This window comes from Pseudomonas stagnisoli (genome assembly GCF_048595745.1).
Lineage (GTDB): Bacteria > Pseudomonadota > Gammaproteobacteria > Pseudomonadales > Pseudomonadaceae > Aquipseudomonas > Aquipseudomonas alcaligenes_A.
The window spans coordinates 115,045-135,596 of the sequence record NZ_CP184361.1; the positions used below are offsets into that span (position 1 = coordinate 115,045).

Consider the following 20,552-nt stretch of genomic DNA (forward strand, 5'->3'; position numbering starts at 1 on the left):
CCTGATTAACCTTGTTCTAATCTCTGCTTTCAAGTTTAAGAGGCTCGGGCCAACCAGCAATATAGAGGGCGTTGGAACTGCTCCTATATCTCTCTGCACCCTCTTCGCTCGAGAAGAAAACGTCGAGGCCTAGCCTTGCCTGAATCCCTTTCCTTGACGTTAGCAATGTATTTGAGAGACTCCAGAGGGTTATCGAAAGGTAGCCCCCTTAGCTGATCCATTGGTAAGTCCCACCATTCACTGTGGCGAATAGCATCCCGCAAAGCTTCTTCATCGAATCGCCAACGAATATGCTTGGCAGGATTACCGCCAACAATTTCATAAGGAGCAACATCCTTCGTAACCACAGCACCAGCAGCGATGACAGCGCCATCCCCTACCGTTATGCCGCTCAGAACTTTCGCACCCGCACCAATCCACACGTCATTACCTATCCGCGTGTCTGATTTTTTTGCGGTGTATTTCAGCCCTGCCGCCAAGTCATGCACAGGATGCGTAGTTAGCCAAGAGATTGGGTGTCCGTCAGCGATTAAGCCAAGCTGCACGTCTTGTCCGATTGAGCAGAATCGCCCAATTTCCGATACAGATTGGAGCAATCCACTGCGAATATAACTGTACGCCCCTATTTTCAGGTTCGTCGATTTAAGTAAAACCTCGCCTAAACGAACACCCTCTTCAACTTCTATTCTTGCAGAGGATTTTATGGCGCGAAGACCAATCGCCAGCTTGACGTTGTTCTTCCTCAACCAGCGTTTCCAGTAATAATCACGCACTATGTTTAACATTAATAAGGGATCGCTACTCGCTGGATTTCTTCAGCTTGGGATTGGGAAAGAACTGCACCGGCTGGCCCTTGCTCGCCGGCGGCTTGGGCTCGGCCCGGTTGACCCGCGTGCCGAGCTCCTTGGGCACCGACTGGCCCTGGGCGTTGAGGGTGTCGGCGTAGCCGCAGGCCACGCATTCGCGGTGCGGAGTGCCGTCCTCGTCCCACATCTTGATGGTGTCCTGGGCGCTGCACGCCGGGCACACGGCGCCGGCGATGAAGCGCTTCTTCGGCTCGCTCATCACGCCGCCTCCTGGCTCAGGCCGAGGTGGCGCAGCAGGGCGTCGATGCTCGGCTCGCGGCCGCGGAAGTCGACGAACAGCACCATCGGCTCCTGCGAGCCGCCACGGGCCAGGATCGCCTCGCGGAAGGCGCGGCCAGTGGCCGGGTTGAGCACGCCTTCTTCCTCGAACTTGGAGAAGGCGTCGGCGGACAGCACTTCGGCCCATTTGTAGCTGTAGTAACCGGCCGCGTAACCGCCGGCGAAGATGTGCGCGAAGCTGTTGGCGAAACGGTTGAAGGCCGGCGGACGCACCACCGCCACCTCGTCGCGGATGCCTTCGAGCACCTGCAGCACGCTGCGGCCGTCGCCGTGGGTGGCATGCAGCTCGAAGTCGAACAGCGAGAACTCCAGTTGGCGCACCATCATCAGGCCGGACTGGAAGTTCTTCGCCGCCAGCATCTTGTCCAGCAACGCCTGCGGCAGCGCCTCGCCGGTCTCGTAGTGGCCGGAGATCAGCGCCAGGCCCTCGGGCTCCCAGCACCAGTTCTCCATGAACTGGCTGGGCAGCTCCACCGCGTCCCAGGCCACGCCGTTGATGCCGGAAGCACCGGCATGCTCGACGCGGGTCAGCAAGTGGTGCAGGCCATGGCCGAACTCGTGGAACAGGGTGGTGACCTCGTCGTGGGTCAGCAGCGCCGGCTTGCCGCCAACGGCAGGGGTGAAGTTGCACACCAGGTTGGCCACCGGGCTGACCAGGCTGCCATCGGCGGCGCGGCGCTTGTCGCGGGCGCCGTCCATCCAGGCACCGCCGCGCTTGTTGGCGCGTGCGTAGAGGTCGAAGAAGAAGCGGCCGACATGCGCACCGTTCTCGCGAATCTCGAACAGGCGCACGTCCGGGTGCCAGGTGTCGAAGTCGTGCAGTTCCTTAATCTCGATGCCGTAGAGCTTCTGCACGATGGCGAACAGGCCGGACAGCACCCTGTCGATCGGGAACCAGGCGCGCACTTCCTCCTGGGAGATGCTGTAGCGCTGCTGGCGCAGCTTCTCGCTGAAGTAGCCGACGTCCCAGCTCGCAAGGTCCTGCACGCCCTGTTCGGCGGCGAAGGCCTTGAGCTCGGCCAGGTCCTGCTCGGCGAACGGCTTGCTGCGCACCGCCAGGTCGCGCAGGAAGTGCAGCACCTGCTCGGTGGACTCGGCCATCTTGCTGGCCAGGGAGAGCTCGCTGTAGTGGGCGAAGCCGAGCAGGCGCGCCAGTTCCTGGCGCAGGTCGAGGATCTCGGCCATCACCGGACCATTGTCGTGCTGGCCGGCGTTCGGCCCCTGGTCGGAGGCGCGGGTGCAGTAGGCGGTGTAGACCTCTTCGCGCAGGGCGCGGTCGTCGGCGTAGGTCATCACCGCGTAGTAGCTGGGGAATTCCAGGGTGATCAGCCAGCCGTCCAGTTCCTTGGCCTGCGCGGCCTGGGCCATCTGCGCCTTGGCCGAGTCGGTAAGGCCGGCGAGAGCCGCTTCATCGGTAATGTGCTTGGTCCAGGCCTGGGTGGCGTCCAGCAGCTGGTTGGAGAAGCGGCTGGCCAGCTCGGACAGCTTCATCTGGATCTCGCCATAGCGCTTCTGCTGCTCGGCCGGCAGGTCGATGCCGGACAGACGGAAGTCGCGCAGGGCGTGGTCGAGGATGGTCTTCTGCGCGACGTCGAAACCGGCGGCCGCCGGGCTCTTGGCCAGCGCGTCGTAGGCCTCGAACAGCGGCTTGTTCTGGCCCATCTCGGTCCAGTATTCCGACAGCTTGGGCAGGCAGGCCTCGTAGGCGGCACGCAGCTCGGCGTTGTTGCACACCGCGTTGAGGTGGCTGACCGGGCCCCAGGCGCGGCCCAGGCGCGCGTTCAGCTCATCCAGTGCCAGCACCAGGCCGTCCCAGCTCGGGCTGGTCTGCTGGGTCTTGAGCAGCTCGGCGATGGCCACGCGGCTGTCGGCGAGAATCTGCTCGACGGCCGGCTCGACATGCTCGGGCTTGATCTGGGAGTAGGGCGGCAGGTCGAAGTCTTGCAGCAGGGGATTGGCAGCGGTCACGGCGAGGCACCTTTGGATACGCGAATGCAGAACAGGTTTATGGGGCCGCCAGCGGCCTTTCACAACCTCGATGGCCGGCATGTTAATTACAATCTGCGACAACCGCAGCCTGAAGGAGACTATCGTGGCGATTCGAACTTACCGGGGTACCACTCCACAGCTGGGCCCGCGCGCCTTCGTCGACGCCTCGGCCGTGGTGCTCGGCGACGTGGTGCTGGGCGAGGACGCCTCAGTGTGGCCGATGGCCGTGGTGCGCGGCGACATGCACCGGATCAGGATCGGCAACCGCACCAGCGTGCAGGACGGCAGCGTGCTGCACATCACCCACGCCGGGCCCTTCAACCCGGACGGTTACCCGCTGCTGATCGGCGATGAAGTGACCATCGGCCACAACGTCACCCTGCACGGCTGCACCCTGGGCAACCGCATTCTGGTCGGCATGGGCAGCATCGTGATGGACGGTGCGCTGGTCGAGGACGAGGTAGTGATCGGCGCCGGCTCCCTGGTGCCACCGGGCAAGGTGCTGCAGAGCGGCTACCTGTACGTCGGCAGCCCGGTGAAGCAGGCCCGCGCCCTGACTGACCAGGAGCGCACGTTCTTCGCCTACAGCGCGGCCAACTACGTGAAGCTCAAGGACCTGCACCTGGCCGAGGGCTACGACCAATGAAACGCCTGACGATCTGCCTGCTGAGTCTGCTGCCGGGGCTGGCCCTGGCCGACGATGTGCGCTGCCTGCAATCGACCGGCGACAAGCCGATCCAGCTGCAGATGACCCTGTTCACCGACGCGGATGGAGGCTGGCAGGGCGCCGGGCAGGTGCAGTACCGCGGTCAGCCCGCCAGCCTGCCGATCGTGTTCAAGGACAGCGAGGAGGTGATGGCCGTCGAAGACCGCCCCTCGGAGTTCCGCAGCACCTGGCTGGAAGTGCTGCCGGACGAGGAGCGGATCGGCGGACGCTATGCGTTCCACCATCAGGGCGCCGTGGTGTTTGCCTTCAGCTACAGCAACGGGCGCAACGGCAAGCGCTTCGACTTCGCAGAACGCCCTGAACTGCTGGGCGAAGACGGTCAGTGTCACTGGCAATGACCGGGCGCACAGCAGCCGAAGCAACTGGCGGTTAAGCTGCGCGCGTACCCGCTGCCGAAAAGGAAGTCCCCGTGCACGCCAACCCGTTCGCCACCCTCCCGGCCGAATCCACTTCCGGCGCCCAAGAAGCCACGCGCCAGCCGCGGGCCTTTGCCCTGGCCGCGAGCCTGGCCACCCTGCTGAGCATCATGCTGGGCAGCCTGGTCGCGCAGCTGCGCTATCCGCAGTACGCGGAGTACCTGCTGGACAACCTGCACAGCCACCTGCCCGCCTGGTGCTTTTCGATCCTGCTGGCCGCACTGACCGCCGCGTTGCTCAGCCGCGGTTACCTGGAACGACACGGCAGCACCTTGAGCCGCCCCATGCCCCTGCTGCTGGGTCTCGCCATCGCGCTGCTGGTGGTCGGCCAGGCCTATGGCCTGCTCGCCGGTCTGTTGCTCGGCAACGTCTACCAGTGGATCAGCGACAGCTCGCTACCGGCGACCCTGATCCAGGAGTCGCTGGGCCTGCTCGACTTCGCCCTCACCTGCGTGCTGCCCCTGTGGCTGTGCCTGCGCCTGGGGGCGAAGACGCCCGCTGCAGCGGGGTTCGTACCGCGCCATGAAGCCGCGCTGCTGCTGGCCCTGAGCATCGCCCTGCTGAGCCTGAAGGGATTGCTGCTGGTGCCGCTGTACCTGCAGGAGGGCGGCTGGGTGAGCCTGGTGTACTTCGCCCCGCTGCTCTACGGCGCGCTGGTGTTCGCCTGCGCCTGGCAGACCCTGCCGCCCCGGCTGGCGCGAATCCGGCCTGGACAGCTGGTGCTGACTGCACTGGTGATCTTCCTGGCCTGGCTGCTGGTCCACCTGCTGGTGGCCGGCGTGCTGCTGGTGGCCGCCTTCAGCGGCAGCGATGCGCTGCTGCAGCCGGCACCGCTGATCATCGCCGGCCTCGCCGTGCTGGCCCTGCTGTGGCCGCTGACCCTGCTGGGCCTGCGCTGGATCTACCGCGCCGAGGCGGCCTGATCCGCCTCAGTCGTTCTTCTGGTAGATGATCTTCTGGCTGCCATTCTGACAGCTGCCGACCACGATGGCGGGGTCCTTGACCTCGCCAGCCGGCACGATTTCAAGGGTGTAGCTGTTCACCCGTGCGGCCTGGATCTTCACTTCGATCTACTGCTTCAGCTCCTCGCAGGGCTTGGGCGCGGCCAGGGCGCCGCCGCACAGCATCAGGGCCATGGTGGCCGTCACTAGGCGTTTCATCCGTTACTCCTCACTGGGGGCTGGTTTGTCAGTTCTAGTTCGACCCGGCCAGAGCCGCCAGCGCTCGCTCGCGCTCGACCAACGGCAGCTCGCCCAGCTCGGCGGCACGTTGGTAGAACGCCGCCCAGTCGCCGCCGGCCTGCTCGAACAACGTAGCGAAGGCCGGCACCCACTGGTCGTAGAGGCCGAAGGGCAGCAGGCGGGCGTTGTTCAGCGGGGCGTTGATCCAGGCGTCGTAGCGCGCATCGCCACCCCACTGGGCGTCACGCAGGGTGCGGTACTCGGCGCGCAGGCGCTCGAACTCGGCGACCTTGCCAGCGCGCTTGCCGGTATCGTCCAGCGGACCGTCGTACAGCGCCTGCAGGCGCTCGCGGCTGGCCAGGATCAGCGCGGTGAACTGGCGGCGCATGCGCGCTTCCTGCACATCGTCGGCGGCCAGGCCACGGGCGGCGCGCCACTGGCGCAGGCCCTGCTGCTCGACGAAGCTGGCGAAGGACTCGTTGAACGCCGTGTCGTCCTGCACATACAGCTGCTGGTGGGCCAGCTCGTGGAAGATCACCGCGGCCAGGCGCTGGTCGTCCCAGCGCAGCATGGTGTTGAGGATGGGGTCGGCGAACCAGCCCAGGGTCGAGTAGGCCTCGATGCCGGCCACATAGGTGTCGAGCCCCTCGGCCTGCAGCAGGGCGGCGGCGCCCCGCGCGCGCCCCTGCTGGTAGTAGCCGCGGTAGGCCACGCAGCCGGCAATCGGGAAGCAGTGGGTCAGCGGCTGCAGCGACAGCTCCGGCGTGGCGAACACATTCCACACCACATAGGGCCGCTGCAGGTCGGCGTACAGGCGGTAGCTGCGGTTGTCCGGCAGGCCCAGCTCGGTGCTGGCGAAGCTGCGCGCCTGCTGGGCCAGGGCCAGGCGCCGCTTGAGTTCGGGTTCGGTCTGCGGCGCGGCGAGCAGCTCGGCCACCGGCTGGCGCGCGGCCAGCAGGTCGATCTGGCCACGGCTGACCTGGGCGTAGTAATCGAGGCTGGCACAACCGTTCAGCAGGACGCCGCATAGCAGGGGAACCAGCCACCGCAAAGGGCGGTCGAGAAGGGCAATAGGCATTGCGCGAGACTAGTGCATTGTCGCGCCCCCAAGGAAGCCCGCCATGCGCCTACTGCTGCTCAGCCCCCTGCCCCTGGTCCTCGGCGGCTGCGCCCTGTTACCAGCCTGGCACGACCCCGCTCAGGCCTGGATCGACCTGGCGCCGGGTCTGCAGGCGGTGCGGGTGGATGAGCGGATGCTGGAGGATTCGCGCTACTTCCAGGTGCCTCCGGGGCGTCATGCACTGCAGATGCGCCTGCGCTTCGAGGTGGCACCCACCGACATCGGCGGCGCGCAGGCGCTGCCGCGCACCTGCCTGCTCGAACTGGACTATGCCGAGTTCAGCGCCGGCCAGCGCTACCGGCTGGAGGCCGGCCACCGCGGCTTTCGCCCCTGGGCGCAACTGCGCGACGCGCAGGATCGTCCTTTGGCGCGCGCACGCGAGGGGCGCTGCGGCGAGGTCTGATCGGCGTTATGCTCAACCACCACCCCGAGGATTGCACCATGCGTACACCCCTGCTGCTGTCCCTGCTCACCCTCAGCGCCTGCGCCAGCCCGCTGCCGCCGCCCGACGCGGGCAAGGCCTGGGTCGATCTCTACGCCACGGCGGGCTACACCCTGATGGCGCATCGCCTGGACGACCAGCGCTGGCCCGACGGCCGCTATTTCCAGGTCGACCCCGGCGCACATCAGCTGGATGTGCGCTTCCAGTTCGAGGTAGCCGGCGGTGGCGGCGGCGACGAATTCAACGGCGAACCGGTGCAGATGACCTGCCACCTGCGCTTCGATTACGACGGCTTCGCCGCCGGCCAGCGCTACCGCATCGAGGCACGGCCGCTGCAGTACAAGGCCCAGGGCTGGCTGTACGGCGCGGACCGCCAGGTGCTGGCGCGGGCCGAGGTGCTGCGCTGCAACACCTTCGGCTGACGGCATGCTTCCCCCTCTCCCCCTGGGAGAGGGCCAGGGGTGAGGGGCTCTCACCGCCTGATTCTTTCCCCAGCCGCTGCCCGCCTAGCGCAGACCAGCGGCTATCTCGAAGCTGCGCAGGCGGTGCTCGGGCTGGTACAGGTCGCAGGTGAAGATCAGCTCGTCGGCACCGGTCTGCTCCAGCAGCACCTCCAGGCGCGCACGCACCTTCTGCGGGCCGCCGATCACCGCCAGACCGAGGAAATCGCCCACCGCCGCCTGCTCGTGCGGCTGCCAGCGGCCGGCCATGCTCTCCACCGGCGGGCGCAGCACCAGGCTCTCGCCACGCATCAGCGCCAGCACGCGCTGGTAGGCGCTGGTGGCAAGGAACTCGGCTTCCTCGTCGCTGGGCGCGGCGATCAGCGGCACACCGATCATGGCGTAAGGCTTGTCGAGCGCGGCCGAGGGGCGGAAGTTCTCGCGATAGATGCGCAGCGCCTGGTGCAGGTAGCGCGGTGCGAAGTGCGAAGCGAAGGCGTAGGGCAGGCCACGCTCGGCGGCCAGCTGGGCGCTGAACAGGCTGGAGCCGAGCAGCCAGATGGGGATGCCGCTGTCCATGCCGGGCAGGGCGATCACTTGCTGCCCGGGCTGACGCGGGCCGAGCAGGGCCTGCAGTTCGGCGACGTCCTCGGGAAAATCGTCCGGGCTGCCCAGACGGTCGCGGCGCAGGGCGCGGGCGGTGGCCTGGTCGGCGCCCGGCGCGCGGCCGAGGCCCAGCTCGATGCGCCCGGGGTAGAGCGCGGCAAGGGTGCCGAACTGCTCGGCCACCACCAGCGGCGCATGGTTGGGCAGCATCACCCCGCCGGAACCCAGGCGCAGGGTGGTGGTATTGGCCGCCAGGTAGCCGAGCAACACGGCGGTGGCGGAGCTGGCGATACCCTCCATGTTGTGGTGCTCGGCCACCCACAGGCGTGAGAAGCCGAGCCGCTCCACATGCCGCGCCAGGTCCAGCGAGCGGCGCAGGGCAGGGCCCGGACCAACGTCGTCGTCGCGCATGGGCGCCAGGTCGAGTACGGCGAAAGGGGTGTGGGACAGCTGGCTCATGGGCGCCTCCTCGGGTCGAACTTCCTATATGGGGGCACGACCAGCGAAGGCAAGCCGCCGCTCAGCAGTCGCCACTGCCGTCGACCACGCAGAACGCCTGGCCGGTCGCCGGCGGCGCCTCGACCAGGCCACGCAGCAGGAACTCGCGCCAGGCCTCGGGACGTCCCAGGTAGGCGCCAATGTCCAGCACCTGCAGCTGCCCATCGCGCTCCAGTGCCAGGGTCGGGAAGCCGCCACCGCCCAGCTGCGCCAGCGCGCGGCGGCTGGCCACCAGGTGTTCGGCCAGTACCGGGCCGCTGTGGCGCTGCAATTCGGCGCCGAACGCCTGCGCCGCCAGACCCAGCTCCTGCGCCAGCTCGGCCAGCACAGCCGGCTCGGCAATGCGCCGTCCCTGCTGGTAATGCGCCCGCTGCAGGGCATGCAGCATGGCCAGGCCCAGCCCGGCCAGGGCATCGGCGGCCAGCACGGCGGCCGTCGGCGGGTCGGAATCCAGCCAGGTCTCGGCATCCTGCAGCAGGCCGTCGCGATAGGCGGCGCCGAACGGCTGGCCGCTCAGCGCGGCGATGCGCTGGTCATGCGCCAGGATATGCTGGCGCAGCGGTCCGTTCAGACGCTGGCGCTGGGGGCCGCTGAACAGTCCGCCGCCATGTAAGGCGATGCGCAGGCCGGGGATCTCGCCGGCCACCTGCAGCAGCGGGGCGGCGCCATAGCACCAGCCACACAGCGGGTCATACCAGTAGTGGATCACGGCCACTGCATTTCTCCCTTGAGCACCTTGGCGCTCAGTTCCAGGCTGGATTCGCCCGGCAGGCCGGGGTAGCGGCGCTGCATGGCAGCGATCAGCGCGGCAGCATCCGGCGCCTGGCCCAGCTCCTGCTCCAGCGCCTTGAGGTAACCGCGGGTGAAGCGCAGGGCTGCCAGGGTGTGCGGCACGTCGCCCAGGTAGTGGCCGGGCACGACCACCGCCGGCTGCAGCGCCTCGATCCGCTCGAGCATCGCCAGCCAGTCGCGGCGCGCCTGCACGGTCTGGGTATCGGCGGTCCACACGTGTTCGCCGGCGTCCACCAGCACGCCGCCGACCACGGCCTTGAGCGACGGAATCCACAGGGTGGTGCGCTCGGGATCGAGGCCGATCACCTGCAGCGTCTCGCCTTCCAGGGTCAGGCTGTCGCCGGCCAGCACCTCGGGCAGGATCACCCGACTGGGCGCCGTGTCCTTGAGGATCGGTCCCCAGTAGGCCAGCTTGCCGGCCTGGGTGGCGCGGATATGTTCGACGGTGGCGGCGGTGGCCAGCACCCGGGCCTCGGGGAAGGCCTCCTTGAGGGTCTGCAGGCCGAAGTAGAAGTCCGGGTCGCCGTGGCTGATGTAGATGGTGGTCAGGCGCTTGCCGCTGGCCCGGACCAGGCGCACCAGCTCGGCGGCCTCGCGGGTGGAAAACTGCGCGTCGACCAGGATGGCCTCGCGCTCGCCGCTGATCAGGGTCGAGCTGACCGGGAACACCGCGGCCTCGCCGGGGTTGTACACCTGCAGCTGCAGGGGGGCGGCCTGGGTCAGGCCGGTGAGGGCGAGCAGGGCAGCGCCAAGAAGGGAACGAAGAGACATGCGGACCTCGGGAATGGAGTGGGACGAGCCGCATCTTAGTTGCTCGAAAGCGTGCAAAAAGCCGGTTAACCTGACCATCTCTATTGCATGAATCGAGCGAATCATGGACCGACTCACCGCCGCCCGGGTCTTCGTCGAAGTGGTCGAGCGCGGCAGCCAGACGGCCGCCGCCGAGCACCTGGACATGTCACGGGCGATGATCTCGCGCTACCTCGGCGAGCTGGAAAGCTGGGTCGGCGCACGCCTGCTGCACCGCACCACGCGCCGCCTGAGCCTCACCGGCATGGGCGCGGAGCTGCTGCCGCGCTGCCGCGACATGCTGGCCCTGGCCGACGAGCTGCAAAGCGCCGGCCAGCGCGTCAGCGGCCAGCTGGCCGGCACCCTGCGCATCGCCAGCAGCCAGTCCTTCGCCCAGGCCTGGCTGGCGCAGGCGGTTGCCGCCTTCGTCGAGCAGCATCCGGGGGTGGCCATCGACCTGCAGGTGAGCAGCCAGGCGGTCAACCTGGTGGAGGAACGCATCGACCTGGCCCTGCGCATCACCAACCAGCTCGACCCCAACCTGATCGCCCGGCGCCTGGCCACCTGTCACTCGGTGCTGTGCGCCGCGCCGGCCTACCTGGCGCGCCACGGCGTGCCGCAGACACCGGCGGAGCTGGCCCGGCACAACTGCCTGACCTACGCCTACTTCGGCCGCAGCCTGTGGCAGTTCGAGCGCGACGGCGAACCGAGCGGTGTACCGGTCAGCGGCAACATCAGCGCCAACGAATCCACCGTGCTGCTGGAGGCCAGCGTGGCCGGCGCCGGTATCAGCCTGCAGCCGCTCTATGCGGCGGCACCGCTGCTACGCGCCGGGCGTCTGGTGCAGCTGCTGCCGCAGTACCGTGCCGAGGCGCTGGGCATCCACGCCCTGTACGGCTCGCGGCGGCAGATGCTGCCGGCCCTGCGCGCGCTGCTGGACTTCCTCGCCGCGCGGCTGCAGGCCGACCCGCACTGGGAAGAACAGCTCACCCCCTGAACGAAAAGGCCGGAGCCCCTGGCGGAGCTCCGGCCCGATGCGTACCGCGCCGCGATCAGCCGCGCTGGTAGACGATCTCCTTGCTGCCGGCGTCGCAGCTGCCAACCACCTGCTTGTCGCCGGCGCTGCCCTTGTCGACCACTTCCAGGCTGTAGGCGGCCACGCCCTTGGCCTTGAGCTTGGCGTCGATCTCCGCCTTGAGCTCCTCGCAGGGCTTGCCGGCGGCCAGTACGGAACCGGCCAGGGGGAGCAGGGCCAGGCCCAGCATCAGTCGTTTCATGTTCAACACTCCTTCGTCGATAAACGCGCGAGGCAACCCGCCCCGCACCCCTGCAGACTACCCGGGAACGCCGGGAAAATCCGTGCGCCGCTCAGCTGTTGCTGATACGGAAGCCGACCTTGAGGTCGACCTGGTAGTGCGCCACCTTGCCGTCGACGATATGGCCGCGGGTCTCGACCACCTCGAACCAGTCCATGTTACGCACGCTCTTGGCGCATTCGGCCAGGGCGTTGGCGATGGCATCCTCGATGCTCAGCTTGGAGGTACCGACGATTTCGATCTTCTTGTAAGTGCGGTGATCGGACATGGGCTGTTCCTCAGGCAGATGGACTCCTGTCTGAGGCTAGTCGAGATTCAGCCGCCCAGCTCCCGCCCCAGCCACTGCGCCAGGCGCTCGGCGCGGCCGTCGCGGCTGCGCACCGGCACCCACAACGCCAGGCGCGCCGGGCTTTCGACGAAGCCCCAGGGCGCGACCAGCCGGCCGCCGGCCAGGTCATCGGCCACCAGCGGCTGCGGCGCGATGGCCACGCCGAGGCCGGCGGCGGCGGCCTCCAGCAGGTAATACAGGTGCTCGAAGCCCTGGCCCTGGCGCAGCGCCACCGGGTCCAGGCCCTGGGCCTGCGCCCACTGCGGCCAGGCCTGCGGGCGCGAGGCGGTGTGCAACAGCGGCTCGCCGAGCAGGGCGGCGGCGGGGCGCTCGGCCAGCTCGGCAAAGCGGGCGTAGCGCGGGCTCAGCACCGGGCCAATGCGCTCGGCGGCCAGTTCGTAGACCTGCATGTCCGCCGGCCAGGGCGGCGTGGCAAAACACAGGGTGGCGTCCACCCCGGGGCGGCGCGGGTCCAGCTCGCCCTCGCTGGCCGACAGCTGCAGGCGCAGCTCCGGCAGCTCGCGGTTGAGGCGATCCAGGCGCGGGATGAACCAGCGCGCCAGCAGGCTGCCGGGGCAGCCGAGCACGAAGGGCGCATCGTCCTGGCGCTGGCGCAGCTCGGCGCAGGCGCCGCGCAGGCGCTCGAAGGCATCAAAGGCGGCATCGCGCAGGCGCACGCCGGCATCGGTGAGTTTTACGCCACGGCCGTCCTTCACGAACAGCGCCAGGCCGAGCTGTTCTTCCAGCGCACGTATCTGCCGGCTCACCGCGCCGTGGGTGACGCTCAGCTCCTCCGCCGCCTGGCTGACGCTCTGCAGGCGGGCAGCGGCCTCGAAGGCGCGCAGGGCATTCAGCGGGGGCAGTTCTCGGCTCATTGAATTGGTGAGTTTTTCTAACAGGTCAGCGCAATCTAATCGCTTTTCAGACCGGCAGCCAGGGGTAGAATGGCGCCATCACCCGATTAGCCACTCCCGCCAGGAGCCTGACATGACTTCATTCCGCAGCGGTCCCGACGCCAAGGGCCTGTTCGGCCGCTTCGGCGGCCAGTTCGTCGCCGAAACCCTGATGCCGCTGATCAACCAGCTGGCCGCCGAGTATGAGAAGGCCAAGACCGACCCGGCCTTCCTCGAGGAGCTGGCCTATTTCCAGCGCGACTACATCGGCCGGGCCAGCCCGCTGTACTTCGCCGAGCGCCTGACCGAGCACTTCGGCGGGGCGAAGATCTACCTCAAGCGCGAAGACCTGAACCACACCGGCGCGCACAAGATCAACAACTGCATCGGCCAGATCCTGCTGGCCAAGCGCATGGGCAAGCAGCGCATCATCGCCGAGACCGGCGCCGGCATGCACGGCGTGGCCACCGCCACCGTGGCCGCGCGCTTCGGCATGCAGTGCGTGGTCTACATGGGCACCACCGACATCGACCGCCAGCAGGCCAACGTGTTCCGCATGAAGCTGCTCGGCGCCGAGGTGATTCCGGTCACCGCCGGCACTGGCACCCTCAAGGATGCGATGAACGAGGCCCTGCGCGACTGGGTGACCAACGTCCATAACACCTTCTACCTGATCGGCACCGCCGCCGGCCCGCACCCGTACCCGGCCATGGTCCGCGACTTCCAGTCGGTGATCGGCAACGAAGTGCGTGAGCAGATCATGCAGAAGGAAGGGCGCCTGCCCGATTCGCTGGTCGCCTGCATCGGCGGCGGCTCCAACGCCATCGGCCTGTTCCACCCCTTCCTCGATGACGAAGGCGTGCAGATCGTCGGCGTCGAAGCAGCCGGCCACGGCATCGACACCGGCAAGCATGCCGCCAGCATGGCCGGCGGCGCGCCGGGCGTGCTGCACGGCAACCGCACCTTCCTGCTGCAGGACGCCGACGGCCAGATCACCGATGCCCACTCGATCTCCGCCGGCCTCGACTACCCGGGAGTCGGCCCCGAACACGCCTGGTTGCACGAGATCAAGCGCGTCGAATACGTGCCCTGCACCGATGACGAAGCGCTGCAGGCGTTCCACCAGTGCTGCCGCCTGGAAGGCATCATCCCCGCGCTGGAGTCGGCCCACGCCCTGGCCGAAGCCTTCAAGCGCGCGGCCAAGCTGCCCAAGGAGCACCTGATGGTGGTCAACCTGTCCGGCCGCGGCGACAAGGACATGCAGACCGTGATGCACCACATGAGCGAACAGGAGAAGCACGCATGAGCCGCCTGCAGAGCCGCTTTGCCGAGCTGAAAGAACAGAACCGCGCCGCGCTGGTGACCTTCGTCACCGCCGGTGACCCTGACTACGCCAGCAGCCTGGAAATCCTCAAGGGTCTGCCGGCCGCCGGCGCCGACGTGATCGAGCTGGGCATGCCCTTCACCGACCCGATGGCCGATGGCCCGGCGATCCAGCTGGCCAACATCCGCGCCCTGGCAGCGAAGCAGAACCTGCCGAAGACCCTGCAGATGGTCCGCGAATTCCGCGTCACCGACAGCAGCACGCCGCTGGTGCTGATGGGCTACTACAACCCGATCTTCGCCTACGGTGTCGAGCGCTTCATCGCCGACGCGAAGGAAGCCGAGGTCGACGGCCTGATCATCGTCGACCTGCCGCCGGAACATAACGACGAGCTGTGCGAGCCGGCTCAGGCCGCCGGTCTGGACTTCATCCGCCTGACCACCCCGACCACCGACGACCAGCGCCTGCCCACCGTGCTCAACGGCAGCTCGGGCTTCGTTTACTACGTCTCGGTAGCCGGCGTGACCGGTGCTGGCGCGGCCACCATGGACCACGTCGAACAGGCCGTCGCCCGCCTGCGCCGCCATACCGACCTGCCGCTGTGCATCGGCTTCGGCATCCGCACCCCCGAGCATGCCGCCGACGTGGCGCGCCGCGCCGATGGCGTGGTGGTGGGCTCGGCACTGGTCGACCAGATCGCCAAGGCCGAATCGCCGGCCCAGGCTATCGACGGCGTGCTGAGCCTGTGCGCCCAGCTGGCCGAAGGGGTACGCGGCGCGCGCCACTGACGCTCCACGCAGGCGCCGCCCCTGCCGCCGGGCGGCGCCGCGATTGACAGCACCCCCAGGCTTGCCGAAGCTGCAACTAAACCCGCCACGTTGCAGGTTCACATGGTCTTCCTGGCCCGCCTCAAGCCGTTCACACCCTACGCCGTCCTCCTCTTGCTGACGGTCGGGCTGACACTGGCCGGGATTTTCACTCGCGCCTTCGAGTCGCTGGCCCTGTTCTGGCCGGTCAATGCCATCCTGCTCGGCCTCCTGCTGCGCCACCCACCCCTGGCCCGACCGCTGGGCTGGGGCCTGCTCTATCTCGGCATGCTGGCCACCGACCTGGCCACCGGCAACAGCTGGGAGAAGGCGCTGTGGATGAACCTATGCAACCTGGGGTTGATCCTGGTCGGCTGGCTGCTGCTGCGCCGGCAGAGCAAAGCCATGCTGCGCCTCGCACAGCCGCAGGGCTTGATGCTGCTGTTCGTCGCCTGCGTCAGCGGTGCCGGCGTCGCGGCTACCCTGGCCGCCCTGGAACACAAGGGCTGGGATATCTGGCAGACCTGGTTCGGCGAGCAGTTCTCCACCGGCCTGCTGTTGCTGCCGGTGATTCTCAGCGCCCCCGACCATCCCTGGCGGACCCTGCGCTACCTGCTACGCCGTATTCGCACCGCCGACCTCTGGCCCCTGCTGGCACTGGGCCTGGCGCTAGTGGCCATGCTACTGGTTGGCGGCCCTGGCGCCGTGGTTTTCCCACTGCTGCCACTGCTCTGGTGTGCCATGCGCTTCCGCCCCTTCGTGGTCGCCTTGCTCGGCTTCATCAGCGGCGTGACCGAAATCGTGATGACCGCGAGCAACCTGGCCCATTTCGGCGTCCTGGGCGACAGCGCCAGTATCGATACCCTGACCTCGGCGCGACTGGGTATCGCCATCCTGGTGCTGGGACCGCTGTGGGTGGCATCCGTCAACACCCTTAACCGGCGCCTGATGGCACGCCTGCACCGTCGCGCCAACCACGACTTCCTCACCGGCACGCTCAACCGCAGCGCCCTCAGCCTGCGCGCGGAAGAGCTGCTGGAGCACCGCCGTCGGCACAGCGACGCGCCGCCGATGACCGTGCTGCTGCTCGACCTTGACCACTTCAAGCTGATCAACGACCGCCACGGCCACGCCACTGGCGACCGGGTGCTGCGCGCCTTTGCCGGTCTGCTGCACGAGCAGTTGCGCCAACAGGACCTGCTGGGGCGTCTGGGCGGCGAGGAGTTCGCCGTGGTGCTGCCGGGTATTGCACTCGACGAGGCACGCCTGATCGCCGAGCGTCTGCGCCGCCGTGTCGAAGCCATGATCCTGGCGACCAACGATGGCGAGTCCCTGCGCGTCACCGTCAGCATCGGTGTCAGCCAGCTGCGCCCGGACGACGACGATGGCTCGCTGGACCAGGTACTCGAACGCGCCGACGAGGCGCTTTACCGGGCCAAGGCCAACGGACGCAACCGCATCGAGCTCAGCGCAGACGAGGCGCCAGAGCTGCCAGCACGCTGAACACCGCCTGGGCCAGCCCCCTGGAGCGCGCGCCGTTCCAGCCGGTACGCGGCTGCGGGCAGTCGTCGTGGTCCTTGAACGGCATCTCGATGGTGAAGGCCAGGCAGTCGTAGGTCTGCCCGACCCAGTTGCAGGCCAGCGCCAGGTTGGCATGGCCCGGTTCGTCGCGCGGATAGCCGTGGACGGTCTGGAACTCGCCGGCAGCCACCAGGCGCTCGCGGAACTCCCGCTCCAGCGCATCCAGCCGTGGACTGAAGCCGGGGTTGCCCTCGCAGCCGGCGGCGAACACGTGGGGGATTTCCTCGTCGCCGTGGATATCCAGGAAGCCGTCCACGCCGATGCGCGCCATCTGCTGCTGGACGAACAGCACCTCGGGGCTGCGCTCGGCCGAAGGCCCCTGCCAGGCGCGGTTGAGGTCCTGGCCGGCGGCGTTGGTGCGCAGGTTGCCGAGGAAGGCGCCGTCCGGGTTCATGTGCGGCACCAGGTACAGGTCGGCCTCGGCCAGCAGGGCGCGCAGCACGTCGTCCGGCTGCTCCAGGCGCTCGATCAGGCCCTCCATGAACCACTCGGCCATGTGCTCGCCGGGGTGCTGCTGGGCGATCAGCCAGATCTTGCGCGGCGCGGTGGCCGTGCCACGCACCTGCAGCAGCGGCAGTTCGCGGCCCTGCAGGCTGCTGCCGCAGGCGACCAGGGCAACGTTGGGCAGCGCCAGGGCGCGCACCAGCAGCCGGGCATGGCGCGCCCGGCTGTAGGGCTCGAAGTAGGCGAAGCGAGCGCTGGGCTGCTCGGCCGTCAGCTGGAAATGCAGCCCGCCCTCGTCATAGGTGGTCGGCACGCGGAACCAGTCCTCGCCGTCGTAACTGGCCACCGCCTGGTAGCCGGCCCAGGCGTTCTTGTAGCTGGACTGAGGCGCGTTCTCCAGGCTGAAGCGGTGCGTCTGCCCCGGCGTCAGGCCCTCGGCGAGGAAGTGGAACCACTGGAAATGCTCGCTGGCGAAGTCCTTGCGGATGGCCAGGCGCACCCGGCTCGGGTCGCTGGCGTCCAGCACCTGGATGTTGCCGCTGTCGAAGTCGCTGCGAATCTGCATGGCCTGCCCCTGACGATGAAAACCGCGAGGATAGCCGTCGGCAGGCCCCGGCGCATGTCCGGCCGGCGCGCATGTCGCATCCACGCAACTCGGCTACGCATCGATTGCCGCGCCACGGCTGGCGCGCCAGACTCAGATAATGACCCCGCGATTCTTGCCCGAGCAGCAACAATGAAAACGACCCTGGACGAACTGCAGGCCTTCACCCGCGTGGTGGACGCCGGCTCCATCAGCGCCGCCGCCGAGCAGCTGGGGCAGACCGCCTCGGGCATCAGCCGCGCCCTCGGACGCCTGGAGGAAAAGCTCGGCGTCACCCTGCTGCGCCGCACCACCCGGCGCCTGGAACTGACCGAAGAGGGTTCGGCCTTTCTCGCCCAGGCGCGGCGCATCCTCGCCGCCGTGGAAGAGGCCGAGGAACAGATGAGCCTGCGCCGCCAGGCGCCGGCCGGGCGCCTGCGGGTCGACGCCGCCACGCCGTTCCTGCTGCACGTGCTCATCCCGCTGGTGGCCGGCTTCCGCCAGCGCTACCCGCAGATCGAGCTGGAGCTGACCAGCAACGAGCAGAACATCGACCTGCTGGAGCAGCGCACCGACCTGGCCATCCGCATCGGCGCGCTGCGTGACTCCAGCCTGCACGCCCGGCCATTGGGCTGCAGCCCTGTGCGCGTGCTGGCCAGCCCGGCCTACCTGGCCGCACGCGGCACGCCCGATACGCCGGAGCAGCTTGGCGGCCACGACCTGCTCGGCTTCACCCAGCTGGAACACCTCAACACCTGGCCGTTGCGCCATACCCTCGGCGACGGCCTGCCGATCACCCCGACCCTGCGCGCCTCCAGCGGCGAGACGCTGCGCCAACTGGCCCTGGCGGGCGCCGGGCTGGCCAGCCTGTCGGACTTTATGACCGAGCAGGACCGCGCCAGCGGCGCGCTGGTGGAGGTGCTGGCCGACTGGCACGTCGATCAGCGCCAGCCGATCAACGCCGTGTACTACCGCAATACGGCGCTGGCGGCGCGTATTACCTGCTTCCTCGACTACCTCGGCGAATGCCTGGCCGGGCGCGACTGGGCGAAATACTGACCGACCGGTCTTGGCCTTGTGAAATTTATTGTGTATTTTTTCATGAAATACAGAGCAATAAATTTCACGAAGGTCCCATGTTCAAGCAGTCCGCCCAACACATCGGCACCTACTACGCCGCCACCTACGGCCAGATTCCCCTGCGCCCGCGTCTGCAGGAAGCACTCGACTGCGACGTGATCATCGTCGGCGGCGGCTTCAGCGGCCTGCACACCGGCCTGCGCCTGGCCCTGGCCGGCAAGAAGGTGGTGCTGCTGGAAGCCAGCCGCATCGCCTGGGCCGCTTCCGGGCGCAACGGCGGACAGGCCCTGCCGGGCTGGTCCTGCGACATGCCACCGCTGGAAAAGGCCCTGGGCCTGGAACGCGCCAAGCGCCTGTGGGACAGCATGGTCTGGGCCGCCGAGGAGATGCGCGAGCTGCCCGGCCGCCACGGCTTCGACATCGACTACCGCACTGGCGCGCTGTACACCGCCGTGCTGCCGCGCCGCGTACGCCAGCTGCAGGAGAGCCTGGAGGAAGCAGAGCAGAAGTACGGCTATGCGCAGCTGAGCTTTATCGCCAAAGAAGAGCTGCCGCAGTGGATCGCCAGCCCGCGCTACCTGGCCGCACTGTTCGATGCCGGCGCCGCCCACCTCAACCCGCTGAAGCTGGCCCAGGGTCTGGCCGGCGCCATCGAAGCGGCCGGCGGACGCATCTTCGAGCAGAGCCAGGCGCTGCAATGGCAGCAGACCGCCGACGGCTACCGCGTGCACAGCGAGCACGGCGAGGTACGCGGCGACATCCTGGTGCTGGCCTGCAACGCCTATGTCGACGGCCTCGACCGCGAACTGTCGAAACGCCTGCTGCCGGTCGGCTCCTACCAGGTGGCCACCGCGCCGCTGGACCCGGAGCTGGCGCGCTCGCTGTTCCCGCGCGGCACCTGCGCCATCGACAACCAGTTCGTCCCCGACTACTTCCGCGTCACCCCGGACAACCGCCTGCTGTTCGGCGGCGGCTGCACCTACCTGGGCGGCATCCCCAAGGACGTACCGGCAGCCACCCGGCCCTACCTGGAGCGCGTGTTCCCGCAGCTGCGCGGGGTGCAGATCGACTACGGCTGGGGCGGCCATATCGACTGCACCCTGCACCGCACCCCGGATGTCGGCCGCCAGGGCCAGAAGTACTGGCTGCAGGGCTTCTCCGGCCACGGCATCCTGCCGACCCTGGCAGCCGCCCGCGCGGTCAGCGATGCCATCCTCGGCCAGGACGAACTGCTCGGCCTGTACCAGGGCCTGGACAACCCGCGCTTCCCCGGCGGCGACCTGCTGGCCGCGCCGATTGAGGCGGTGGGCAAGGCCTGGTATCGCCTGCGCGACGTCATTTGATCACCTCTCCCAAAGGGAGAGGGAACAGAACGGAGTCCCCCTTTGGACAAACAAGACGAAATCGAAGGCCTGGCGATCCTGGTGCGCGACCTGCGCAAGCACAAGAACGTCACCCTGGGCGAACTGGCCGAGCGCATCGGCCGCTCGGTGGGCTTCCTGTCCCAGGTCGAGCGCGGCCTGTCGCGCCCGACGGTGGCCGACCTCACCGCCATCAGCGAGGCGCTGGGCGTGCCGACCACCTACTTCTACAACCCTGGCAAGCCACGTGCGGTGCGCTGGGTGACCCGCCCGGACGAGCGCCGCACCCTCTACTACGCCGGCGGCATCACCGACGTGCTGGCCTCGCCGGGCATGTCCGGCGGATTCGCCATGCTCGAGAGCTTCCTCGAACCGGGCGCGACCAGCGGCGAAGGCCACCTCGACGACAGCTCCGAGCAGGGCGGTTTCGTCCTCGAAGGCGAGCTGACGGTCTGGTACGGCGACGACGCCGAGCCGGTCACCCTCGGCCCGCGCGACAGCTTCCAGCTGCCGCCGCACGCCCAGTTCCGCTACGCCAACCTCACCGATTCCCCCACCCGAGTGCTCTGGGTCTTCACCTGAAATGCGGCCAGAACCTACTGCGCTCGGTCAGGCGGCGTTGCACGCTGGCTCGGGCTGCTCACTTACCACTCGTAAGCTCCGCGCCCTCGCCAGCCTGCGCCTTGCCTGG

23 protein-coding genes and 1 pseudogene are annotated in these 20,552 nt (G+C 68.2%); 12 read left to right on the forward strand and 12 right to left on the reverse strand.

The genetic code is table 11. From position 1 onward, the window contains the following. Positions 1-83: 83 nt before the first annotated feature. From ACOAPY_RS00480 to prlC, 3 genes are read right to left on the reverse strand one after another with little or no spacing between them, the layout of a single operon-like run. Positions 84-773: a CatB-related O-acetyltransferase gene (locus ACOAPY_RS00480; RefSeq protein ID WP_465154634.1), complete on the reverse strand. Its 690-nt coding sequence runs from the start codon at positions 771-773 to the stop codon at positions 84-86. A gap of 25 nt (positions 774-798) precedes the next feature. Beyond that, a complete protein-coding gene (locus tag ACOAPY_RS00485; protein WP_465154635.1) occupies positions 799-1,065 on the reverse strand; it encodes a YheV family putative zinc ribbon protein in 267 nt (88 codons plus the stop codon). Then, positions 1,065-3,113, reverse strand: a complete 2,049-nt coding sequence (prlC, locus tag ACOAPY_RS00490; protein ID WP_465154636.1) for an oligopeptidase A — start codon at positions 3,111-3,113, stop codon at positions 1,065-1,067. Before prlC ends, ACOAPY_RS00485 begins: the two co-directional genes overlap by 1 nt. 124 nt (positions 3,114-3,237) lie before the next feature. Here prlC and ACOAPY_RS00495 point away from each other — a divergent pair, with 124 nt between their 5' ends. The 3 genes from ACOAPY_RS00495 (at position 3,238) to ACOAPY_RS00505 (ending at position 5,200) form a co-directional block, all read left to right on the forward strand. After that, a complete protein-coding gene (locus ACOAPY_RS00495; RefSeq protein ID WP_465154637.1) occupies positions 3,238-3,780 on the forward strand; it encodes a gamma carbonic anhydrase family protein in 543 nt (180 codons plus the stop codon). Next, a complete protein-coding gene (locus ACOAPY_RS00500; protein WP_465154638.1) occupies positions 3,777-4,199 on the forward strand; it encodes a hypothetical protein in 423 nt (140 codons plus the stop codon). The genes ACOAPY_RS00495 and ACOAPY_RS00500 overlap by 4 nt, the downstream gene beginning before the upstream one ends. A gap of 71 nt (positions 4,200-4,270) precedes the next feature. Further along, on the forward strand, positions 4,271-5,200 hold the full coding sequence (locus tag ACOAPY_RS00505; protein ID WP_465154639.1) for a hypothetical protein: 930 nt from the start codon (positions 4,271-4,273) through the stop codon (positions 5,198-5,200). A 6-nt stretch (positions 5,201-5,206) separates the two neighbouring features. Here ACOAPY_RS00505 and ACOAPY_RS00510 read toward each other — a convergent pair. Together ACOAPY_RS00510 and ACOAPY_RS00515 are read right to left on the reverse strand one after the other, a co-directional pair. Further along, a pseudogene (locus tag ACOAPY_RS00510) lies at positions 5,207-5,437 on the reverse strand (DUF1161 domain-containing protein). 34 nt (positions 5,438-5,471) lie between these two features. Next, positions 5,472-6,536, reverse strand: coding sequence for an aminopeptidase (locus tag ACOAPY_RS00515; protein ID WP_465154640.1), 1,065 nt, complete (start codon positions 6,534-6,536; stop codon positions 5,472-5,474). A 43-nt stretch (positions 6,537-6,579) separates the two neighbouring features. On the opposite strand from ACOAPY_RS00515, the gene ACOAPY_RS00520 reads away from it, so the two are divergent. Together ACOAPY_RS00520 and ACOAPY_RS00525 are read left to right on the forward strand one after the other, a co-directional pair. Then, positions 6,580-6,981 (forward strand): PA0061/PA0062 family lipoprotein, encoded by a 402-nt coding sequence (locus tag ACOAPY_RS00520; RefSeq protein ID WP_465154641.1) that lies wholly within the window; start codon positions 6,580-6,582, stop codon positions 6,979-6,981. A 38-nt stretch (positions 6,982-7,019) separates the two neighbouring features. Beyond that, positions 7,020-7,442, forward strand: coding sequence for a PA0061/PA0062 family lipoprotein (locus ACOAPY_RS00525; protein WP_465154642.1), 423 nt, complete (start codon positions 7,020-7,022; stop codon positions 7,440-7,442). An 84-nt stretch (positions 7,443-7,526) separates the two neighbouring features. On the opposite strand, the gene ACOAPY_RS00530 is transcribed toward ACOAPY_RS00525, so the two are convergent. The 3 genes from ACOAPY_RS00530 to ACOAPY_RS00540 all read right to left on the reverse strand — a co-directional run bounded on the left by ACOAPY_RS00530 (position 7,527) and on the right by ACOAPY_RS00540 (position 10,127). Continuing rightward, positions 7,527-8,525 carry an LLM class flavin-dependent oxidoreductase gene (locus ACOAPY_RS00530; protein ID WP_465154644.1) on the reverse strand — a complete coding sequence of 333 codons (999 nt, stop codon included), beginning with the start codon at positions 8,523-8,525 and terminating at the stop codon, positions 7,527-7,529. A 61-nt stretch (positions 8,526-8,586) separates the two neighbouring features. After that, on the reverse strand, positions 8,587-9,279 hold the full coding sequence (locus ACOAPY_RS00535) for a DsbA family protein (RefSeq protein WP_465154645.1): 693 nt from the start codon (positions 9,277-9,279) through the stop codon (positions 8,587-8,589). Further along, a complete protein-coding gene (locus ACOAPY_RS00540; protein ID WP_465154646.1) occupies positions 9,270-10,127 on the reverse strand; it encodes an MBL fold metallo-hydrolase in 858 nt (285 codons plus the stop codon). The genes ACOAPY_RS00535 and ACOAPY_RS00540 overlap by 10 nt, the downstream gene beginning before the upstream one ends. A gap of 103 nt (positions 10,128-10,230) precedes the next feature. Between ACOAPY_RS00540 and ACOAPY_RS00545 the strand changes: the two genes are divergently transcribed. Next, positions 10,231-11,142, forward strand: a complete 912-nt coding sequence (locus ACOAPY_RS00545) for a LysR family transcriptional regulator (RefSeq protein WP_465154647.1) — start codon at positions 10,231-10,233, stop codon at positions 11,140-11,142. A gap of 55 nt (positions 11,143-11,197) precedes the next feature. Here the strand turns inward: ACOAPY_RS00545 and ACOAPY_RS00550 are convergent, their stop codons facing one another. The 3 genes from ACOAPY_RS00550 to ACOAPY_RS00560 all read right to left on the reverse strand — a co-directional run bounded on the left by ACOAPY_RS00550 (position 11,198) and on the right by ACOAPY_RS00560 (position 12,664). Beyond that, the gene (locus tag ACOAPY_RS00550) at positions 11,198-11,422 is read right to left on the reverse strand and encodes a DUF1161 domain-containing protein (RefSeq protein WP_465154648.1); all 225 of its coding nucleotides are present in this window, start codon (positions 11,420-11,422) and stop codon (positions 11,198-11,200) included. A 91-nt stretch (positions 11,423-11,513) separates the two neighbouring features. Further along, on the reverse strand, positions 11,514-11,729 hold the full coding sequence (locus tag ACOAPY_RS00555; protein ID WP_076423465.1) for a dodecin: 216 nt from the start codon (positions 11,727-11,729) through the stop codon (positions 11,514-11,516). Between the two features lie 47 nt (positions 11,730-11,776). Beyond that, the gene (locus ACOAPY_RS00560; RefSeq protein ID WP_465154649.1) at positions 11,777-12,664 is read right to left on the reverse strand and encodes a LysR family transcriptional regulator; all 888 of its coding nucleotides are present in this window, start codon (positions 12,662-12,664) and stop codon (positions 11,777-11,779) included. Positions 12,665-12,776: 112 nt separating this feature from the next. Here ACOAPY_RS00560 and trpB point away from each other — a divergent pair, with 112 nt between their 5' ends. The 3 genes from trpB to ACOAPY_RS00575 all read left to right on the forward strand — a co-directional run bounded on the left by trpB (position 12,777) and on the right by ACOAPY_RS00575 (position 16,315). Next, on the forward strand, positions 12,777-13,988 hold the full coding sequence (trpB, locus tag ACOAPY_RS00565; RefSeq protein ID WP_465154650.1) for a tryptophan synthase subunit beta: 1,212 nt from the start codon (positions 12,777-12,779) through the stop codon (positions 13,986-13,988). Next, positions 13,985-14,794: a tryptophan synthase subunit alpha gene (gene trpA / locus ACOAPY_RS00570; protein WP_465154651.1), complete on the forward strand. Its 810-nt coding sequence runs from the start codon at positions 13,985-13,987 to the stop codon at positions 14,792-14,794. The genes trpB and trpA overlap by 4 nt, the downstream gene beginning before the upstream one ends. A gap of 102 nt (positions 14,795-14,896) precedes the next feature. After that, complete coding sequence (locus ACOAPY_RS00575; protein WP_465154652.1) at positions 14,897-16,315, forward strand: GGDEF domain-containing protein; 1,419 nt, start codon at positions 14,897-14,899, stop codon at positions 16,313-16,315. Here the strand turns inward: ACOAPY_RS00575 and ACOAPY_RS00580 are convergent. Next, positions 16,278-17,402, reverse strand: coding sequence for a M14 family metallopeptidase (locus tag ACOAPY_RS00580; RefSeq protein ID WP_465154653.1), 1,125 nt, complete (start codon positions 17,400-17,402; stop codon positions 16,278-16,280). The two genes, ACOAPY_RS00575 and ACOAPY_RS00580, sit on opposite strands and share 38 nt — an antisense overlap. Before the next feature lie 171 nt (positions 17,403-17,573). Here ACOAPY_RS00580 and ACOAPY_RS00585 point away from each other — a divergent pair, with 171 nt between their 5' ends. The 3 genes from ACOAPY_RS00585 to ACOAPY_RS00595 all read left to right on the forward strand — a co-directional run bounded on the left by ACOAPY_RS00585 (position 17,574) and on the right by ACOAPY_RS00595 (position 20,443). Next, entirely contained in the window at positions 17,574-18,479 is a 906-nt protein-coding gene (locus ACOAPY_RS00585; protein ID WP_465154654.1) for a LysR substrate-binding domain-containing protein, read from the forward strand. Positions 18,480-18,556: 77 nt separating this feature from the next. Next, entirely contained in the window at positions 18,557-19,843 is a 1,287-nt protein-coding gene (locus ACOAPY_RS00590; RefSeq protein WP_465154655.1) for an NAD(P)/FAD-dependent oxidoreductase, read from the forward strand. A 42-nt stretch (positions 19,844-19,885) separates the two neighbouring features. Next, positions 19,886-20,443: a helix-turn-helix domain-containing protein gene (locus ACOAPY_RS00595; protein ID WP_203789668.1), complete on the forward strand. Its 558-nt coding sequence runs from the start codon at positions 19,886-19,888 to the stop codon at positions 20,441-20,443. Positions 20,444-20,552: the final 109 nt, after the last annotated feature.

Bases quoted from the DNA above. Each gene is read 5' to 3' on its own strand.
- ACOAPY_RS00485 (WP_465154635.1), bottom strand. From the start codon at position 1,065: ATGAGCGAGCCGAAGAAGCGCTTCATCGCCGGCGCCGTGTGCCCGGCG.
- ACOAPY_RS00500 (WP_465154638.1), top strand. From the start codon at position 3,777: ATGAAACGCCTGACGATCTGCCTGCTGAGTCTGCTGCCGGGGCTGGCC.
- ACOAPY_RS00515 (WP_465154640.1), bottom strand. From the start codon at position 6,536: ATGCCTATTGCCCTTCTCGACCGCCCTTTGCGGTGGCTGGTTCCCCTG.
- ACOAPY_RS00520 (WP_465154641.1), top strand. From the start codon at position 6,580: ATGCGCCTACTGCTGCTCAGCCCCCTGCCCCTGGTCCTCGGCGGCTGC.
- ACOAPY_RS00525 (WP_465154642.1), top strand. From the start codon at position 7,020: ATGCGTACACCCCTGCTGCTGTCCCTGCTCACCCTCAGCGCCTGCGCC.
- ACOAPY_RS00530 (WP_465154644.1), bottom strand. From the start codon at position 8,525: ATGAGCCAGCTGTCCCACACCCCTTTCGCCGTACTCGACCTGGCGCCC.
- ACOAPY_RS00540 (WP_465154646.1), bottom strand. From the start codon at position 10,127: ATGTCTCTTCGTTCCCTTCTTGGCGCTGCCCTGCTCGCCCTCACCGGC.
- ACOAPY_RS00545 (WP_465154647.1), top strand. From the start codon at position 10,231: ATGGACCGACTCACCGCCGCCCGGGTCTTCGTCGAAGTGGTCGAGCGC.
- ACOAPY_RS00550 (WP_465154648.1), bottom strand. From the start codon at position 11,422: ATGAAACGACTGATGCTGGGCCTGGCCCTGCTCCCCCTGGCCGGTTCC.
- ACOAPY_RS00555 (WP_076423465.1), bottom strand. From the start codon at position 11,729: ATGTCCGATCACCGCACTTACAAGAAGATCGAAATCGTCGGTACCTCC.
- ACOAPY_RS00560 (WP_465154649.1), bottom strand. From the start codon at position 12,664: ATGAGCCGAGAACTGCCCCCGCTGAATGCCCTGCGCGCCTTCGAGGCC.
- trpB (WP_465154650.1), top strand. From the start codon at position 12,777: ATGACTTCATTCCGCAGCGGTCCCGACGCCAAGGGCCTGTTCGGCCGC.
- trpA (WP_465154651.1), top strand. From the start codon at position 13,985: ATGAGCCGCCTGCAGAGCCGCTTTGCCGAGCTGAAAGAACAGAACCGC.
- ACOAPY_RS00575 (WP_465154652.1), top strand. From the start codon at position 14,897: ATGGTCTTCCTGGCCCGCCTCAAGCCGTTCACACCCTACGCCGTCCTC.
- ACOAPY_RS00580 (WP_465154653.1), bottom strand. From the start codon at position 17,402: ATGCAGATTCGCAGCGACTTCGACAGCGGCAACATCCAGGTGCTGGAC.
- ACOAPY_RS00585 (WP_465154654.1), top strand. From the start codon at position 17,574: ATGAAAACGACCCTGGACGAACTGCAGGCCTTCACCCGCGTGGTGGAC.
- ACOAPY_RS00590 (WP_465154655.1), top strand. From the start codon at position 18,557: ATGTTCAAGCAGTCCGCCCAACACATCGGCACCTACTACGCCGCCACC.